This window comes from Pseudomonas sp. P4_C3, from assembly GCF_056402075.1.
In genome coordinates this window covers 11,088-28,739 of the sequence record NZ_JBFUIC010000051.1, presented here as the reverse complement: position 1 = coordinate 28,739, position 17,652 = coordinate 11,088, and the positions used below count along the sequence as shown (strand labels likewise).

Here is a 17,652-nt window from a genome sequence, read left to right as displayed (position 1 = left end):
ATCGCGAGCAAGCTCGCTCCCACAGGGGGGGCGGTGGTGTTAGCTAGTGCTGGTTATAAAACAATCAGTGTTCTGTAGCCTGTACGCAGCATGGGCTGTAGGCCCTTTCACTCAGGTTATCCACAGGCAGTTCCACAGGCATTGTGGGTAAAGCATCCACAGCTCAGTGACAACCTGATGACTGCCAGACGCGTTGCGCAATGTGATGAAGGATGCCGTGACGGCGGGCCAGGGCCTGGCGGTCCTTGCTGTAGCCACCGCCGATTACCCCGACCAGCGGAATGTCGCGACCCAGGCAATGGCGCATCACGCTTTCATCGCGGGCGGCGACGCCTTCGTCTGTCAGCTTCAGATAACCCAGTGCGTCGTCCTTGTGCACATCGACTCCGGCGTCATACAGCACCAGATCCGGTTGGTAGAGCGGCAGCAGGTAGTTGAGTGCATCGTCCACCACCTTCAGGTAGTCGGCATCGCCCATGCCGTTGGGCAGCGCAATGTCCCAGTCGCTTTCGGCCTTGCGTGCGGGAAAGTTCTTCTCGCAGTGCAGGGAAACGGTCACTGCTTCCGGGGTGTTGTGCAAAATTCGTGCAGTCCCGTCGCCCTGATGCACGTCGCAATCGAAGATCAGTACCCGGTTCACCCTTCCACTTTCCAGCAGGTAATGGCTGATCACCGCCAGGTCATTGAAGATGCAGAACCCGGCCGGGTAGTCGTAGTGCGCATGGTGGGTGCCGCCCGCCAGGTGACAGGCCAGGCCATGCTCCAGCGCCTGCTCGGCGGCGAGCAACGAGCCACCGACCGCCCGCACCGTTCGCCGGGCCAGGGCTTCGCTCCAGGGCAGCCCGAGGCGGCGCTGGTCTTCGCGGGATAATTCGCCACTCATGTAGCGTTCGATATACGAAGGGTCATGGGCGAGGGCGAGAATCTCTGCGGGGCATAGATCCGGGCGCAACAGGTCGGCGTCGCGGGTCAGGCCGCTGTCCACCAGGTGATCGCGCAACAGGCGGAACTTGTCCATCGGAAAGCGGTGATCCGCCGGAAACTCGGGGCTGTAGTCTTCGTGATAAATCAGCGGGAGCGGCATGATGATTTCATTCAGGAATGAGAGAAGGATCCTACCAGCGTTGTAGACTTGCGGCATGCAAACGGAGGGCGGGGAGCAATGGAGCCAATACTGGAACTTGAAAGCGCTCGGCTGCTGTTGCGCCAGTGGCGCGATGAAGATTTAGCGGACTTTGCGGCGATGTGTGCCGACCCGCAGGTGATGCGCTATTTCCCGGCAACCTTGAGTCGGCTGGAAAGTGCATCATTGATCGGGCGAATCCGTGGCCATTTCGCCGAGCATGGTTTCGGCCTATGGGCTCTGGAACGCAAGGACACCGGCCAATTCATCGGTTTTACCGGGCTCGGTGTGGTCGGTTTCGACGCGCCTTTCACCCCTGCCACGGAAATCGGCTGGCGCCTGGCCCGCGAGCACTGGGGCCTGGGTTACGCCAGTGAAGCGGCGTGGACCGCTCTGCGCTGCGGGTTCGACCGCTTGCCGCTGAAAGAGGTTGTGGCCTTCACCACGCAAACCAATCTGCCGTCAGAGAAAGTCATGCAGGCCATCGGCATGCACCATGATCCGGAAAATGACTTCGATCACCCGCGACTCGAGGCCGATCATCCGTTGTGTCGGCATGTGCTGTATCGCATCAGTCGCGAACAATGGCTGCAAACCTTGCATGGATAACCTGACACGGACGTTTACAATGGCCTTCATGGGCCCGGTCCAGAAACTGAATCGACCGTTGCAGCCAAGGCTGCGCGGCAATGTGTTGCGTGAGGAGCATCTGAATGAGCCAAGTGTTGGATGATCTGGTCGACCTGCTGACCCTGGAACCGATCGAGGAAAACCTGTTCCGTGGCCGCAGCCAGGATCTGGGTTTTCGCCAGTTGTTCGGTGGGCAGGTGCTCGGCCAGTCGCTGTCGGCGGCCAGTCAGACGGTTGAAGAGGCGCGCCATGTGCATTCGATGCACGGCTATTTCCTGCGTCCGGGCGATGCCGGGCTGCCGGTGGTGTATCAGGTTGACCGGGTGCGTGACGGTGGCAGTTTCAGCACGCGCCGGGTGACGGCGATCCAGAAGGGCCACCCGATCTTCACGTGCAGTGCGTCGTTCCAATACGACGAAGAAGGTTTTCAGCACCAGAGCGAAATGCCGCAAGTGGTCGGTCCGGAAAACCTGCCATCGGAACTGGAAATTACCCAGCAGCGCGCGCACCTGATCCCCGAGAAAATGCGCGAAAAACTGCTGTGCCCGAAGCCGATCGAATTTCGCCCGGTGACCGAGAAGGATCCCTACAACCCGCTACCCTCCGACCCGGTCAAGTACGTCTGGTTCCGCGCCGACGGGGCGTTGGCCGATTCGCCGGCGCTGCATAAGTATTTGCTCGCCTACGCATCGGACTTTGGCTTGTTGACCACCTCGATGCAGCCCCACGGCAAGTCGGTCTGGCACAAGGACATGCAGGTCGCCAGCCTCGATCACGCGTTGTGGTTCCACCAGGATTTGCGTGCCGATGACTGGTTGCTCTACGCGATGGACAGTCCGTGGGCCGGCAACTCCCGTGGATTCTCCCGTGGCAGCGTGTTCAACCGCGCCGGGCAACTGGTGGCCTCGGTCACCCAGGAAGGCTTGATCCGTCATCGCAAGGACTGGGCATGAGCCTGGCCGATGTACGTCACTGGGTGTTCGACATGGACGGTACCCTGACGGTCGCCGTGCACGACTTCGCGGCGATTCGCGTGGCGTTGGCGATCCCTGCCGAACACGACATCCTGACTCACCTCGCCGCACTGCCGGCCGATGAAGCCGCAGCCAAACATGCGTGGCTGCTGGAGCATGAGCGGGACCTGGCCCTCGGTTCGCAACCGGCACCGGGCGCGGTGGAGCTGGTGCGTGAGCTGGCCGGGCGCGGTTATCGCCTGGGCATTCTCACGCGCAATGCCCGGGAGCTGGCGCATGTCACGCTGGAGGCCATTGGCCTGGCCGACTGCTTTGCACTGGAAGATGTGTTGGGTCGCGATGATGCACCACCCAAACCGCATCCGGGCGGGCTGCTGAAACTGGCCGAAGCGTGGAAGGTGCCGGCGAGCGAGATGGTGATGGTCGGTGATTACCGCTTCGATCTCGATTGCGGGCGAGCGGCGGGAGCGCGGACTGTTTTGGTGAATCTGCCGGATAATCCATGGCCGGAATTGACCGATTGGCATGCGGCGGATTGTGTCGAGTTGCGGCAGATGTTGTCGGCTTGACGAATTTGTCGTCTGCTAAATCGCCATCGCGAGCAAGCTCGCTCCCACAATAGGTCTGTGTGGACTCGATATTGAATATCACTAGAGAACCACTGTGGGAGCGAGCTTGCTCGCGATGGCGTCAGATCCGGCACTGCAAAACCTACTGCCCAAACAAAGCCTTCTGCCCCTCCGGCGAGGTAAACATCCCATCTCCGTCATGCCCGACTCCAGGCACTTCAATCAGTTGCTGCTTCAACCCTTGCGGTTGCAGCCGCTTCAGATAATCGAAGTAAAAACGCCCGCGGGCCAATCGATACGGCCCTTGCGCCTTGGCCTCGCAGCTCTTGTCCAGCGCCGGATGATTCGGGTCGGTGTCCTGCTGGCCCAGTAGATAAACGATGTCACGCGTGAGGTACTTTTCCTGCAGTTGTGCGAGAGTTTGTCCTTCGGCGTAGGCGGGCAAATCCGTCAGCCCATATTTCCAGCGATTGAATTGCGGGCAACCCGCGTGGCTGAACGCCACTGGCCGGCGCTCATCGAAATAGGCGTAGGACGACGGATTGGCGATCACGTATCGCACCTGCACGCCTGCTGCTTCAAGGGCTGGTTGATCGTGGCCGAGCAATGCATAGCGCTGAACCACCTGCGCGCCGCCGGAGTGCCCGGCGATGACGATTTGCTTCACATCCGGAAACTGCTGGCGGTCACCCAGGCGGGCGATGATTTCGTCGAGCGCGGCGTAGGAACTCAGCCGAAACGGTGCCGTGGATTCGCCGCCAGCCATCCATTCATTGCCTTGCCAGCGCAAAACCGTGTCGGCCACCGGATGGACCGCAACGTCGGTTTCATTGAGAAACTGCGGGGCGATCACCAGGGTCGTTGCACTTTGTCCGGCCAGTTCGGCCGCGTGCTCACCGCTCTGCAGATAGGTTTGCGCATTGCGCAAGCGACCGTGGAGGATGATCAGCACCCGTTCGATTTTTGCCGGGGCGGGGCTGATGCCCACCGCGATTTCACCTGATTTCAACAGCAGGCGCCCTGAGCTGAGCTCCTTGACCTCATGCTCGGCGGCCTGGGACGTTGCGCAAGTAAACAGAACAACCAACAACCAATTCTTCATTTACAGATTTTTCGCCGCAAAGGTATCGCACTGGCCAACCTGGCCTTGGGCGAAACCGGTTTTGAACCAGCGCACCCGTTGCGCCGACGTACCATGGGTGAACGAGTCCGGGACCACGCGGCCCTGACCCTGTTGCTGCAAACGATCGTCGCCGATGGCGTTCGCTGCGTTCAGTGCTTCTTCGATGTCGCCCGGTTCCAGCCAGTTCAGGCGCTTCTGCGCATTGTTGGCCCAGACGCCGGCCAGGCAATCGGCTTGCAGTTCCTGACGAACCAGCAAACCACCGTCGCCCTCCATCTGCCGACCCTGCTGGCGCGCTGCCTGAATTTTCGCGGAAACCCCAAGCAGGGTCTGTACATGGTGTCCGACTTCGTGAGCGATCACGTAGGCCTGGGCGAAGTCGCCTGCGGCGGAAAAGCGTTGGGACATTTCCTGGAAGAACGCCATGTCCAGGTAGACTTTCTGGTCCGCCGGGCAATAGAACGGGCCGGTCGCCGAGGTGGCCAGGCCGCAGGCCGAATTCACGCGGTTGCTGAACAGCACCAGGGTCGGGTCTTTGTATTGGCGGCCAGCCTGCTGGAAAATCGCACCCCAGGTGTCCTCAGTATCGCCGAGGATCGAACGAACGAACTCCGCGCTTTCATCATTGACCGGCGGTGCCTTGCGACTCTGGTTGGTAGCGGGCGCCGTTTGCTGGCCCATTTGCCCGGTCAGTTGTCCGAGGATTTGCAACGGATCCTGGCCGGTGATCCAGCCGATGCCGACGATCAGGAGGATTGCCGTCAGGCTCAGGCCCTTGCCACCGCCGAAGCGCATCCCACCACCGCCACTGCCGACATCATCGCCACGGGCATCGACCACGTTGTCACTGCGTCGGCCCTTTTTCCATAGCATGCGGGAATCCTCTTTTGTTCCGGGTAAAGAGCCGTGCGATGAGTGTTGCTGCGAATTGAGAGCCGCGCCAGTCCGATAGTCAGACTGCCGGTTGTGCGACTGGTTCCAATTTTGCTTCGTGGGGCTTCTCTTCTAGAATCAGCCAAATTTTGTTTGGGACCTACCATGGCCGGCAGTCAGATCGAACGTGTCTTCAGCGTGCTGGAAAGCCTGACCGGTGAACCGCAGGGTCTGCCGATGCAGACGTTGGCCGAGCAATTGGAAATCCCTAAAAGCGCGACTCATCGGTTGCTCGCCGAACTGATTCGCCTGGGTTACGTGCGGCAGAATCCGGACAACCTGCGCTATCACCTGTCGACCAAGCTGGTGGCCATGGGCTTTCGATACCTGTCCGGCAGCGGTGCGGATATCGTTCAGCCGGTGCTTGATCGACTGGCCGGGGAAACCGGTGAACTGGTGCGTCTGGGGGTGATTCAGGGTGAACGGCAGGTCTGGATCGCCAAGTCCCAGGGTGCCCGCTCGGGCCTGCGCTACGACCCGGACATGGGGCGTGATGCGCCTTTGTTCTACACGGCTTCCGGGCATGCGTGGCTGGCGTGCATGAGCGATGCCGAGGCGCTGTCGCTGGTCGAGCGGCAAGGAGGCGGATTGCCTCGGGACATCGGGCCTAATGCACCGCGTTCGAATATTGAACTGCTGGAGCGCTTGCGTCTGGCGCGGGAGCAAGGCTACGCCTGGGTCGAGGAAAGTTCGGCGGTGGGCACCTCGGCGATTGCCGCCGTGGTACGTCATCCACTGGATGGCCGGGTGATTGGCGTGCTCAGTATTGCCGGGCCAAGCGCGCGAATGCCCGGTGCGCGCTTGCATGAGTTGGCGTCGACCTTGTTGAAGTACGCCGAAGAGCTTTCGCTGGCGAGCCAGGCGTCAGAGTTGTTCAGTTGAGCGTGATGTCTGCTTGAATAGAGTGTGCGGTATTCGCACACTTTCTTGAGTCATTGATGTCATAAAGTGGAACTGGGTTCTAAATTATTCAAGTCTCGCCTCAACCCATAAAAGGACTTCGTCTTGACGTCGCCCAGCAGCACCCCGCTTTCCGGCGTCAATCAGCCCTTCAAAGGGATCCTGCTGATCGTTGTCGCGACCTTCCTGTTTTCCAGCCACGACGCCTTTTCCAAATATCTCTCGGGTTTCTATCCCATTGTCATGGTGGTCTGGGCGCGTTACGTGGTTCACACCTTGCTGATGGCCGGGATTTTCCTGCCGCAATCCGGGCTGCGAGTGCTGCGTACCAAACGGCCATTGCTTCAGCTGATCCGGGCGCTGTGCCTGCTGGGTACCAGTCTGTTTTTCACCACAGGCTTGATGTACATCCCGCTGGCCGAGGCTACGTCGGTCAACTTCCTCGCTCCGGTGCTGGTCACCGCGTTGTCGGTGCCGCTGCTGAAGGAGCGGGTGACACGAGGGCAATGGCTGGCGGTGATTTTCGGTTTTAGCGGGGTGCTGATCATCGTTCACCCCGGCGGTGATCTGTTTACCCCGGCGGTGTTGCTGCCATTCTGCTCGGCGCTGTTTTTCTGCTTCTATCAACTGCTGACGCGCAAGCTCAGCGAGATCGACAGCCCGACCACCAGCAACTTCTTCGCAGGCTTGTGCAACACGCTGGTGATGAGTGCGCTGGTGCCGTTCTTCTGGCAGACGCCAAACCTGATGCATGGCGCGATGATGCTGGCGCTGGGGGCCTGCGGGATGACGGCCCACCTGTTCCTGACCCAGGCTTTCCGCCTCGCGGCACCGGCACTGCTGGCACCGTTCAGCTATTGCCAGATCATCTTCGCCGGCCTGCTGGGCTGGCTGCTGTTTTCCCATACGCCGACACTGACCACCCTGCTCGGCATTGCGGTGATTTGCTGCAGCGGGTTGGCAGCGGCCTGGCAACAAAGCCGCCGCTAAAAAACCTGTGAGGGTGATGATGTTTTAGTCGGTGACGGTAGGAATCTTGCGCGGTGCCATGAAGTACATCCAGGTCAGCGCAATGAAGTACATCGCCGGAATCATGGTGAACAGCACGGTGTAGTTGTTGTTGGTGACGGTCAGGATGTGGCCGACCAGCTGGGTCATGAACATCCCGCCAATCGCCGCACACATGCCGCCGAAGCCGAACACCGTACTCATCATGTGCTTGGGCGTGTAGTCCATCACCAGGCTCCAGATGTTCGCGGTCCAGGCCTGGTGTGCGCCGATGGCCAGGGAGATGGCGAACACCGCGACCCACAGGTTGCTGGAACCGGCGGCCATGATCACGCCGATGATGCAGCAGGCGAACAGGAACATGGACATCAGTCGCGCCTTGATCGGGTTGACTCCGCGACCGATCAGGAACGAGGAGAGGATGCCGCCGCCAACGCTACCGAAGTCGGCAGTGAGGTAGATGATGATCAGCGGGATACCCATCTGGGTGACGTTGATGCCCAGATTGTATTGCTGGTTGAGGAACGGCGGCAGCCAGTACAGGTAGAACCAGAACACCGGCGCCGTCATCGAATAGGCGAGGGCGAAGGCCCAGGTGCCGCGCATGCGCAGGATTTTCGAGAACGGCACGCGGGTTTGTTCCGGTTCGACTTCGTTCTGGATGTAGTCCAGCTCCGACTGTTTGACGCTCGGGTGATCTTCCGGGTTGAAGTACTTCAGGCCCCAGAACAGCAGCCAGATCCCGCCCAGTGCCGACATGCACAGGAACGCGGCTTGCCAGCCCCAGACGTGCAGGATCAGTGGCAGCAGCATCGGCGTGAACATCGCGCCGACGTTGGTGCCGGCGTTAAAGATACCGGTGGCCACGGCGCGCTCGCCGGCCGGGAACCACAGGCGTGTGGTTTTCACGCAAGCCGGGTAGTTCGCTGCTTCGGTCAGGCCGAGGATGAAGCGACAAACCATGAAGCCGACCGCCGAAGTGGCCAGACCGTGGGCGCCGGTCGCCAGGCTCCAGAGCAGTACGGCGCAGAAGAACACGCGCTTGACGCCGACCCGGTCGATCAACCGGCCCTGCAGAACGAACCCGATGGCGTAACCCACCTGGAACCAGAAGTTGATGTTGGCGTAATCCATCGCCGTCCAGCTCATCTCCTTGGCCAGGATGGGCTGCATCACGCCCAGGGCGGCGCGGTCGATGTAGTTCAGGGTGGTGGCGAAAAACACCAGCGCCAGCATGCCCCAACGGGTTTTGCCGACCGCCATGGCGCCGCGGATTTTGTCGCCGATGCCACCGGCAGTGACGTTCATGGCCGGAGCCATGCGAGAGCTTTGGGAAGGAATCATGTGTACCACCCGTTTTTTGAATTTGTTATTTGGTGTTTTGGACATCGCGGCCGGTGCTGCGTGTCCGGACTTAATGTGGGGACGATGTTGGGCAGTGGACAAAAAATYGTCAATTCGTCAACCACCATTTTGTTCGATAATCGAACACAAAACTAACTGGGTAGTACACTTTGAATTGCTGTGTAAGTCTGTCAGCCCAATAATTCTCGCAAGACAAACGCTACCCACGTAATAAAGCGTGCAACGCCCCCTAACAAGATTGCCTCCACCGGGAGCCGAAATATGCAGCGTTCCATTGCCACCGTATCCTTGAGCGGTACCCTGCCGGAAAAACTCGAAGCCATTGCTGCCGCCGGTTTCGACGGCGTCGAGATTTTCGAGAACGACCTTCTCTACTACGACGGTAGTCCACGGGAAATTAAACAGATGTGCGCCGATCTCGGGATCGCCATCACCCTGTTTCAACCGTTCCGTGATTTCGAAGGCTGTCGGCGAGATCGGCTGTCGCGCAATCTGGAACGCGCCGAGCGCAAGTTCGACCTGATGCAGGAGCTGGGCACTGACCTGGTGCTGGTGTGCAGCAACGCCTCGGCCGAGTCCATCGGTGATGAACGGATTCTGGTCGATGACTTGCGCCTGCTGGCCGAACGCGCCGGGGCACGCGGCCTGCGCATCGGTTACGAAGCGCTGGCCTGGGGCCGGCATGTGAACACCTGGCAACAGGTGTGGAACATCGTGCGGCAGGCCGATCACCCAAGCCTTGGTGTGTTGCTGGACAGCTTTCACACCTTGTCGCTCAAGGGCGATGCGAGCGCTATCGCCGAGATTCCCGGGGACAAGATTTTCTTCGTGCAAATGGCTGACGCGCCGATCCTGGCCATGGACGTGCTGGAGTGGAGTCGGCATTTTCGTTGCTTCCCGGGCCAGGGCGAATTCGACCTGCCGGGGTTCCTCGCGCCGATCATCAAGAGCGGGTACACCGGGCCTTTGTCGCTGGAGATCTTCAACGACGGTTTCCGCGCCGCGCCGCCACGAGCCAACGCCGCCGACGGCTTGCGCTCGTTGTTGTACCTGGAGGAGAAAACCCGCGAGCGTCTGGCCCGGGAAGCCAGGCCTGCGACCAACCCCGAAATTCTGTTCGAAACGCCCAAGGCCAGYGAGTACAACGGCATCGAGTTTCTGGAGTTTGCCGTGGACGAAAGCCTCGGCGCCAAACTCTCCCATTGGCTGGAACGGCTAGGGTTCGCCAAGGTCGGGCAGCATCGCTCCAAGAGCGTCAGCCTGCTGCGTCAGGGCGATATCAATCTGATCCTCAACACCGAACCTTACTCGTTCGGTCACAGTTTCTTTGAGGCGCACGGCCCTTCGTTGTGCGCCACCGCCGTGCGGGTCAAGGACAGTGCCAGCGCGCTGGCCCGAGCCGTGGCCTACAAGGGCCAGCCCTATCGCGGACTGGTCGGCCCCAATGAACTGGAACTGGCGGCGGTGCGTGCGCCGGATGGTAGCCTGATCTATCTGGTGGACCAGGATGCCGACGTCTACGGCACCGACTTCAATCTGTACCCGCAAGCGCCGGCCAGCGGCGGCCTCAAACGCATCGACCACATGGCCATGGCGCTGCCGGCCGACAGCCTCGACAGCTGGGTGCTGTTCTATAAGAGCCTGCTGGATTTCGAGGCGGACGATGAAGTCGTGCTGCCCGATCCTTATGGTCTGGTGAAGAGCCGTGCCTTGCGCAGTCGCGACAGTTCGATCCGCCTGCCGCTGAATATTTCCGAAAATCGTAACACTGCGATCTCACACGCGCTGTCGAGTTATCGCGGCTCCGGTGTGCATCACATCGCGTTTGATTGTGATGACATCTTTGCCCAGGTCAGCCGTGCAAAAGAGGCGGGCGTGCCGCTGCTGGATATCCCGCTCAACTACTACGATGACCTGGCGGCGCGGTTCGATTTCGACGACGAGTTCCTCAGCGAGCTGGCCTACTACAACGTGCTGTACGACCGCGACGCCCAGGGCGGTGAGCTGTTTCATGTGTACACCGAGCCGTTCGAGGGGCGATTCTTCTTCGAGATCATCCAGCGTAAAAACGGTTATGCCGGCTACGGCGCGGCCAACGTGGCGGTGCGGCTGGCGGCCATGGCCAAATCCCGTAGCGGCGCATTGCGCCAGGCGAAGTTGTAGGGAATTCGTAAACGCGGGATTAAACGTGGGCTGTGCAGCTTCCTTCACCGTGTCGCGCGGCCCATAATCGCCAGCCTGTGCAGTGATGGCCGTGAGCCCGCAATGACAATGACCTCAGAACTCCCCGCAGCCCCCGTAGAATCGGGTGCCGAGCCGCGCAAGAGTCGCAAGAACAACCCGGAAAAGACCCGCGAAAACATCCTGCAGGAGGCGATTGTCGAATTCGTCCAGCAGGGGCTTTCCGGTGCTCGCGTCGATGCCATCGCCGAGCGCATCCACACCTCCAAGCGCATGATCTATTACTACTTCGGCAGTAAGGAACAGCTCTACGTCGAAGTGCTGGAGAAGCTTTACGGCGATATCCGCAACACCGAAAGCCGCCTGCACCTGACCGAACTGCCTCCGGTGGAAGCCATTCGGCGTATGGTTGAATTCACCTTCGACCACCATGATCGCAACGTCGACTTCGTGCGCATCGTCAGTATCGAAAACATCCACAACGCCGAGTATGTAAAGCGTTCCGAGGCGATCAGGGCGATGAACAACACCGTTCTCGATTCCCTCGATGTGATTCTGCGTCGTGGTGTTGAAGAGGGTGTCTTCCGCGCCGGCCTGGTGCCGCTGGATGTGCATCTGCTGATCAGTTCGTTCTGCTTCTATCGCGTGTCGAACCGCCATACCGTGGGCGAGATTTTCCAGATCGACTTGCCGGACGAACGCATCAAGCAGCGTCATCGGGAGATGATTTGCGAGTCGGTTCTGCGCTACCTGCAGGCTTGAAAAGATCGCCCGAGCGATCTTTTGATTTTCAGTCATTCATGCTCTGGAAATGCTCAAGCATGCGCTGGGCATCGGGCACCACGCCGCTGAACAGCTCGAACGCCTTCACCGCCTGAAACACCGCCATGTTGCCGCCGTCCAGCGTTCGGCAACCGAGGGCGCGGGCGTGGCGTAGCAGTTCGGTTTCCAGCGGGAAGTAAACGATCTCCGCCACCCACAATTCGGCCCGCAGCAACGCGACCGGCACCGGCATGCCCGGCAGTTTTTTCATGCCCATCGGCGTGGTGTTCACCAGGCCGTCAGCCCGGGCCATGGCGTTCGGCAGGTCATACCCGGCCACCGCCCGACCGACGCCGAAATGCTGATTGAGGTTGTCTGCCAGATCCTGGGCGCGGCGGATATCTACGTCAAAAATGCTCAGCTGTTGTACGCCTTCATTCAATAACGCGTGGGCCACCGCCGCACCTGCGCCGCCAGCGCCCATTTGTACGACACGTTCAACGGCAACGCCCTTCAAACCCCGGCGAAAACCCTCGGCAAAGCCCAGGCAGTCGGTGTTGTGGCCGATGCGTTTGCCATCCTTGAGCACCACCGTGTTGACCGCACCGATACCGCGGGCTTCCGGCGAGAGTTCGTCGAGCAACGGGATGATTGCCTGCTTGCAGGGAAAGGTGATGTTCAGCCCGGTGAAGTTCATCCGTTCGGCAGCCATCAACAGGTCGGGCAGGGCGTTGCTGTCGAGTTTCAACTGATCAAGATCGATCAGGCGATACAGGTAACGCAGCCCTTGGGCATCGCCTTCATGCTCGTGCATGGCCGGTGTGCGGGAAGCCTGGATGCCGGCGCCAATCAGGCCGGCCAGTATCACGTGGTTCTGAGTCACGGCGATCACCCCTTCAAACGATGACTGAAGTGTTCCAGCGCCAGGCGATAGCCATGACTGCCAAAACCGGCCATTACCGCCGTTGCAATGGCGGATACGAATGAGTGGTGGCGAAAGGGCTCGCGGGCGTGCACGTTGGACAGGTGGACTTCGATGACCGGCAGTTCGCTGGCGACCAGGGCGTCGCGAATGGCGACCGAGGTGTGGGTCCACGCGGCCGGGTTGATCACGATCCCGGCGCAGCGGCCACGGGCGGCGTGAATCCAGTCGAGCAATTCGCCTTCATGGTTGGTCTGGCGAAACTCCACTGCCAGGCCGAATTCTTCGGCGGCACGTGCGCACAGGGTCGAGATGTCTGCCAGGGTTTCGTGGCCGTAGGTCGCCGGTTCACGGGTGCCGAGCAGGTTCAGGTTCGGGCCGTTGAGCACCAGAACGATAGGGGGCATCGGAATCTCTCCACTTATTATTTTTGGAATCGGCCGAGGACTTCAGCCTGTGGAGATAAATTGTACTAACTAGTTAATTTGGTCAATTGGAGTGAAGGCACACTGGCGGTTTGTGGGCGGTGATCGGACACTTTCGCTGTTCAGCGCGGCAAATGCTCCACCAGAAAATCAATGAACGCCCTCAAGCGCAGCGGTACATGGCGACTTTGCGGATACAGCAAGGTAAACGGCCGCGCCCGCCCGCCATAGGGCTTGAGCACTTCCACCAGCGAGCCGTCGGCCAGTTCCTTTTCCACGATAAAACGATAGGTCTGAAACAACCCCGCCCCGTGTTTGGCCAAGGTGACACCGCCCAGTACATCATCGGAACAACTGAGGCTGCCCTCGGCCAGAATTTCCCGGGGCACGCCTTTATCGTTGAACAACCAGGCAATGCGCCGGCCGCTGCTGGGCAATTCGTACTGAATGCATTCGTGGTTTTCGAGGTCGTCGAGGGTTTGCGGAGTGCCGGCCCGTTTCAGGTAATCAGGGCTGGCGATCAACACCAGGGCGGCATCTTCCAGCTGCCGGGCGATCAGGCCGGAATCCGGGATGGCTCGTACACGAATCGCCATGTCGTAGCCTTCGCCGACGAAATCGATGTTGCGATTGCTGATGTGCGACTCGACCTTCACCGCCGGATAGCGCGCCCGAAACTCGGRCAACAAAGGCAGGATTCGATGATGTGCGTAGGTGGTCGGAATACTGATGCGCAAGGTACCGGACGGTACTTGCTGCTGGCCCATCACCTCGCGCTGGGCCTCGACCAGTTGCGCCAGGGCCTGGCGACATTCTTCGTAATAACGACGGCCACTGTCGGTCAGTTTCACACTGCGGGTGGTGCGCGCGAACAGGCGCACGCCCAGGCGTTCCTCCATGCGCGACACCGAACGGCTCACGGCAGCGGGGGTAACACCCGCCACCAGCGCCGCGGCAGTAAAACTGCCGGCCTCGGCGGCCAGGCAAAACAGCTCAATACTGCCCAACTGAATATCGTCGAATTGTCGCTGCATGATTGATTACACCGGGGATCAGATGAAGGAACTGGATCAGTATTTATCAGGTGCCAGCGCCGTAATGAAAGGATTTCTTACCATTGCGCGCGGTGTTCCGCAGGGCCGGGTAACGCCAGGACGCCAGCCTGAGGACACAAGAAATGATTCGACGGCCAATGCCAGCGGTCGGATTTTCCAGGGAGTGTCGAATTCTCGGATTCATTAACCTAACGGATGGGTTAGCATGAAGGTATGCAATTACAAAGGACTGTCGGTAGTGATCATGTTGCGAGACGAGCATTGTCCGCCTCATGCGCATGTGGAGGCGGGTACGTGGAGTGCGAGATTCAGGTTCAGTTTTTGGCACAACGGTGTCGAACTCTGGGATGTAGTTCCGCTTTCGCGTCGGCCACCGATCGCGGTGCTTGAGGGATTGCGCCAATCGCTGCAGCAACCTGCCCATTTGCGGCGCGCCCGCGGCATCTGGTGGCGAAAACTACAAACAGCTTGTCTCGATAATCAATTGTGGGACTGGCAAAGCAACGAAGTCGTTGTGGTGAAAAGGGTTGTCAGTACTACCAATATGATTGGATCGGCTTGCTACGAACCTGAATCGAACAGGACGTTGCTATCCCTGATAGGTGCACAGGAGAGTGTGGAGATCGAGTTATGAAAACGATAAAAGCCAAGGTTCAGGCCGATAGTCCCGTAACGGAAAGTAGCCTGGACAAAGCCATTGAACGTGGCGAGTTACGTAGAAAAAATAGCCTGCAAGCGACAGCGGTTACCTACCTGGCCCCCTGTCTGGCCGTCAGCTTCGAAGATGGCAGCGGCGTATTGTTGCCCGTGGCCAACTATTCGGAGTTCGATGATTTTGAGGGCGGGGACTTCGCCAGTCTAACGGTCGGCTATGCGGGTACTGCCCTGTGCCATGAAGGCAAGGACCTGCATGTATCTATCGCCGGGATGATTTCTGCGAGCAAGCCGCTGATGGCCATGGCGGCCTCGGTCGTCGCTTCGCGCAATGGTCGCCAGAGCAGCGCCGCAAAGTCTGAAGCTGCGCGGGCCAACGGCAGGAAAGGCGGGCGCCCGCGCAAGGTCGATGTTGTCTTGTAAGCTCCCACAAAAAAGCCGTCGTGAAGACGGCTTTTTTGTGCCTGGCAGGCGCCATCAACGGCGGGTCAACAACACCCCGGATTCCATGTGATGGGTCCAGGGGAACTGGTCGAACATCGCGCATCGGGTGATGCGGTGGGTGTCGTGCAGTTGGGCGATATTGGCCGCCAGGGTCTCCGGATTGCAGGAGATGTACAGGATGTTGTCGAAGCGCCGGGTCAGTTCGCAGGTGTCCGGGTCCATGCCGGCGCGAGGCGGGTCGACGAATACACTGCCGAACTCGTAGCTCTTGAGGTCGATGCCGTGCAGGCGGCGGAACGGACGCACTTCGTTCAGGGCTTCGGTCAGTTCTTCGGCGGATAGACGCACCAGGGTGACGTTATTCACCGCATTCTCGCTGAGATTGCTCAGCGCCGCGTTGACCGAGGTCTTGCTGATTTCGGTGGCTAGCACTTTGCGCACGCGAGTGGCGAGCGGCAGGGTGAAGTTGCCGTTGCCGCAATACAGCTCCAGCAAATCATCGSWGCGATCGCCMAGCGCGTCGTACGCCCAGTTGAGCATCTTCTGGTTCACCGTGCCGTTGGGCTGGGTGAACGCGCCTTCCGGCTGGCGGTAGCTGAAGGTGCGGCCGCCGACGTCCAGTTGCTCGACTACGTAATCGTGGCCAATGACTTCGCGCTTGCCCTTGGAGCGGCCGATGACGCTGACGTTCAGGTCCGTCGCCAGTTTCGACGCCGCCGCGTGCCAGTGCTCGTCCAGCGGGCGGTGATAGCACAAGGTAATCATCGCGTCGCCAGCCAGCGTGGTCAGGAACTCCACCTGGAACAGCTTGTGACTCAGGGCCGTGCTGGCTTGCCATGCTGCCTTGAGTTGCGGCATCAACTGGTTGATGCGCAGGCTGGCAATCGGGAACTCTTCGATCAGGATTGGCGTGCGTTTGTCTTCCTGGGAAAACATTGCGTAATGACGCTCGCCGGCCTCGCGCCACAGGCGGAACTCGGCGCGCAGGCGGAAGTTTTTCAGCGGCGAATCGAAAACGGCTGGCTCGGGTRCATCGAACGGGGCCAGCAAGTCACGCAAGCGCGTGACCTTTTCTTCGAGCTGAACGGCATAGGCCTGGGAATCAAAAGTCATGCGTTGAACCAACCCAGCTTGATCACGAACAGAATCGACAGGATCACCAGTGCCGGGTTCAGCTCACGGCCGCGACCGGACATCAGCTTGATGGCGGTCCAGGAAATGAAACCGAAGGCGATGCCATTGGCGATGGAATAAGTGAACGGCATCGCCAGCGCAGTGATTACCACCGGCGCGGCAACGGTGATGTCGTCCCAGTCTATTTCGGCCAGGCCGGATGTCATCAGCACGGCGACGAACAGCAGGGCCGGTGCAGTGGCGAAGGCTGGAACGCTGGCGGCCAGTGGCGAGAAGAACAGCGCCAGCAGGAACAGGATCGCGACCACGACGGCGGTCAGGCCGGTGCGGCCACCGGCACTCACGCCAGCGGCGGATTCGATGTAGCTGGTGGTGGTCGAGGTGCCCAGCAGGGAACCGGCCATGGCTGCAGTGCTGTCGGCGATCAGCGCGCGACCCATTTTCGGCATGTGACCGTCCTTGCTCATCAATCCGGCACGCTTGGCGACGCCGATCAGAGTGCCGGAGTTATCGAACAGGTCGACGAACAGGAAGGCGAAGATCACGCTGACCAGACCGATGTCCAGTGCGCCCTTGATGTCCAGTTGCAAGAAGGTCGGGGCCAGGGACGGCGGCATCGACATCACGCCGCCGAACGGGGTGAAGCCCATCACGATCGAAACGATGGTCACCACCAGAATGCCGATCAGCACCGCACCGCGCACGGCAAGGGCTTCGAGCGCGACGATCAGGGCAAACCCGAGGGTGGCGAGAATCGGAGCCGGTTGTTTCAGGTCACCGAGGCCGACCATGGTCGCCGGGTTGCTGACCACGATTCCGGCATTGTGCAGGGCGATCAGCGCCAGGAACAGGCCGATGCCGGCAGCAATCGCCGAGCGCAGCGGTAGCGGGATGCTATTGATGATCCATTCACGGATGCGGAAGATCGACAGCAGAAAGAAACACACCGCCGAGATGAACACCGCGCCCAGTGCCACTTGCCAGGTGTGGCCCATGTGCAGGACCACGGTGTAGGTGAAGAAGGCGTTCAGGCCCATGCCCGGTGCGAGGGCGATCGGGTAGTTGGCGATCAGGCCCATGGTCGTCGAGCCGATGGCGGCTGCCAGACAGGTGGCGACAAACACCGCGCCCTTGTCCATGCCGGTCTCGCCGAGGATGCTCGGGTTGACGAACAGAATGTAGGCCATGGCCAAAAAGGTCGTGACGCCCGCCAGAATCTCGGTCCGCACGTTGGTGTTGTGTGCCTTGAGTTGAAACAGCCTTTCCAGCATGTCTGCTCCCCGTGGCGCGCCGGGCGCCGTGAATGTATCGACCTCAACAGCAAAGCACAGGCAGCAGAGCGCGCCTGGAAATTACTGTGGGCCGGAAAAAGCCGCGCATCATACCAGTAGCTTGGGGATATGGCTGCTTATGGCGGTGATCGTCGTCGATGTTTTGCGACAACACCAAG

At 60.1% G+C, this 17,652-nt stretch carries 19 protein-coding genes; 10 read left to right on the top strand and 9 right to left on the bottom strand.

The features are described from left to right. Positions 1-163: 163 nt before the first annotated feature. Complete coding sequence (locus tag AC1DVH_RS11805; RefSeq protein WP_477753950.1) at positions 164-1,084, bottom strand: histone deacetylase family protein; 921 nt, start codon at positions 1,082-1,084, stop codon at positions 164-166. A gap of 78 nt (positions 1,085-1,162) precedes the next feature. On the opposite strand from AC1DVH_RS11805, the gene AC1DVH_RS11800 reads away from it, so the two are divergent. The 3 genes from AC1DVH_RS11800 (at position 1,163) to AC1DVH_RS11790 (ending at position 3,296) form a co-directional block, all read left to right on the top strand. After that, positions 1,163-1,732, top strand: a complete 570-nt coding sequence (locus tag AC1DVH_RS11800; protein WP_477753949.1) for a GNAT family N-acetyltransferase — start codon at positions 1,163-1,165, stop codon at positions 1,730-1,732. A 104-nt stretch (positions 1,733-1,836) separates the two neighbouring features. Continuing rightward, positions 1,837-2,706 (top strand): acyl-CoA thioesterase II, encoded by an 870-nt coding sequence (gene tesB, locus AC1DVH_RS11795; RefSeq protein ID WP_007995359.1) that lies wholly within the window; start codon positions 1,837-1,839, stop codon positions 2,704-2,706. Beyond that, a complete protein-coding gene (locus AC1DVH_RS11790) occupies positions 2,703-3,296 on the top strand; it encodes an HAD family hydrolase (protein WP_008052432.1) in 594 nt (197 codons plus the stop codon). The genes tesB and AC1DVH_RS11790 overlap by 4 nt, the downstream gene beginning before the upstream one ends. A 142-nt stretch (positions 3,297-3,438) precedes the next feature. Here the strand turns inward: AC1DVH_RS11790 and AC1DVH_RS11785 are convergent, their stop codons facing one another. Continuing rightward, the gene (locus AC1DVH_RS11785; RefSeq protein WP_477753948.1) at positions 3,439-4,398 is read right to left on the bottom strand and encodes an alpha/beta fold hydrolase; all 960 of its coding nucleotides are present in this window, start codon (positions 4,396-4,398) and stop codon (positions 3,439-3,441) included. Next, a complete protein-coding gene (ypfJ, locus tag AC1DVH_RS11780; protein ID WP_477753947.1) occupies positions 4,399-5,292 on the bottom strand; it encodes a KPN_02809 family neutral zinc metallopeptidase in 894 nt (297 codons plus the stop codon). Positions 5,293-5,457: 165 nt separating this feature from the next. Between ypfJ and AC1DVH_RS11775 the strand changes: the two genes are divergently transcribed. Both AC1DVH_RS11775 and AC1DVH_RS11770 read left to right on the top strand, forming a co-directional pair. Beyond that, the gene (locus AC1DVH_RS11775; protein ID WP_477753946.1) at positions 5,458-6,234 is read left to right on the top strand and encodes an IclR family transcriptional regulator; all 777 of its coding nucleotides are present in this window, start codon (positions 5,458-5,460) and stop codon (positions 6,232-6,234) included. A 123-nt stretch (positions 6,235-6,357) separates the two neighbouring features. After that, positions 6,358-7,242 (top strand): DMT family transporter, encoded by an 885-nt coding sequence (locus AC1DVH_RS11770; RefSeq protein WP_477753945.1) that lies wholly within the window; start codon positions 6,358-6,360, stop codon positions 7,240-7,242. A 24-nt stretch (positions 7,243-7,266) separates the two neighbouring features. Here the strand turns inward: AC1DVH_RS11770 and AC1DVH_RS11765 are convergent, their stop codons facing one another. Further along, a complete protein-coding gene (locus tag AC1DVH_RS11765; RefSeq protein WP_477753944.1) occupies positions 7,267-8,604 on the bottom strand; it encodes an MFS transporter in 1,338 nt (445 codons plus the stop codon). Between the two features lie 282 nt (positions 8,605-8,886). Between AC1DVH_RS11765 and quiC the strand changes: the two genes are divergently transcribed. Both quiC and AC1DVH_RS11755 read left to right on the top strand, forming a co-directional pair. Beyond that, positions 8,887-10,788 carry a 3-dehydroshikimate dehydratase QuiC gene (gene quiC, locus AC1DVH_RS11760; protein WP_477753943.1) on the top strand — a complete coding sequence of 634 codons (1,902 nt, stop codon included), beginning with the start codon at positions 8,887-8,889 and terminating at the stop codon, positions 10,786-10,788. A 102-nt stretch (positions 10,789-10,890) separates the two neighbouring features. Continuing rightward, complete coding sequence (locus AC1DVH_RS11755; RefSeq protein ID WP_477753942.1) at positions 10,891-11,568, top strand: TetR/AcrR family transcriptional regulator; 678 nt, start codon at positions 10,891-10,893, stop codon at positions 11,566-11,568. A 28-nt stretch (positions 11,569-11,596) separates the two neighbouring features. Here AC1DVH_RS11755 and AC1DVH_RS11750 read toward each other — a convergent pair whose 3' ends face one another. The 3 genes from AC1DVH_RS11750 to AC1DVH_RS11740 form a co-directional block, all read right to left on the bottom strand. Then, positions 11,597-12,451, bottom strand: a complete 855-nt coding sequence (locus tag AC1DVH_RS11750; protein ID WP_477753941.1) for a shikimate dehydrogenase — start codon at positions 12,449-12,451, stop codon at positions 11,597-11,599. 5 nt (positions 12,452-12,456) lie between these two features. Then, positions 12,457-12,897 (bottom strand): type II 3-dehydroquinate dehydratase, encoded by a 441-nt coding sequence (aroQ, locus tag AC1DVH_RS11745; protein ID WP_057713207.1) that lies wholly within the window; start codon positions 12,895-12,897, stop codon positions 12,457-12,459. A 140-nt stretch (positions 12,898-13,037) separates the two neighbouring features. Beyond that, positions 13,038-13,949, bottom strand: a complete 912-nt coding sequence (locus AC1DVH_RS11740; protein WP_477753940.1) for a LysR family transcriptional regulator — start codon at positions 13,947-13,949, stop codon at positions 13,038-13,040. Here AC1DVH_RS11740 and AC1DVH_RS11735 point away from each other — a divergent pair. From AC1DVH_RS11735 to AC1DVH_RS11725, 3 genes are read left to right on the top strand one after another with little or no spacing between them, the layout of a single operon-like run. Further along, on the top strand, positions 13,948-14,157 hold the full coding sequence (locus AC1DVH_RS11735) for a hypothetical protein (RefSeq protein WP_477753939.1): 210 nt from the start codon (positions 13,948-13,950) through the stop codon (positions 14,155-14,157). The two genes, AC1DVH_RS11740 and AC1DVH_RS11735, sit on opposite strands and share 2 nt — an antisense overlap. 18 nt (positions 14,158-14,175) lie before the next feature. Beyond that, a complete protein-coding gene (locus AC1DVH_RS11730; RefSeq protein WP_477753938.1) occupies positions 14,176-14,604 on the top strand; it encodes a DUF4160 domain-containing protein in 429 nt (142 codons plus the stop codon). Continuing rightward, a complete protein-coding gene (locus AC1DVH_RS11725) occupies positions 14,601-15,047 on the top strand; it encodes a DUF2442 domain-containing protein (RefSeq protein ID WP_477753937.1) in 447 nt (148 codons plus the stop codon). The genes AC1DVH_RS11730 and AC1DVH_RS11725 overlap by 4 nt, the downstream gene beginning before the upstream one ends. 54 nt (positions 15,048-15,101) lie before the next feature. On the opposite strand, the gene trmA is transcribed toward AC1DVH_RS11725, so the two are convergent. Beyond that, positions 15,102-16,181 (bottom strand): tRNA (uridine(54)-C5)-methyltransferase TrmA, encoded by a 1,080-nt coding sequence (gene trmA / locus AC1DVH_RS11720; protein ID WP_477753936.1) that lies wholly within the window; start codon positions 16,179-16,181, stop codon positions 15,102-15,104. Next, entirely contained in the window at positions 16,178-17,473 is a 1,296-nt protein-coding gene (locus AC1DVH_RS11715; protein ID WP_223461025.1) for an NCS2 family permease, read from the bottom strand. Before AC1DVH_RS11715 ends, trmA begins: the two co-directional genes overlap by 4 nt. Positions 17,474-17,652 lie beyond the last annotated feature (179 nt).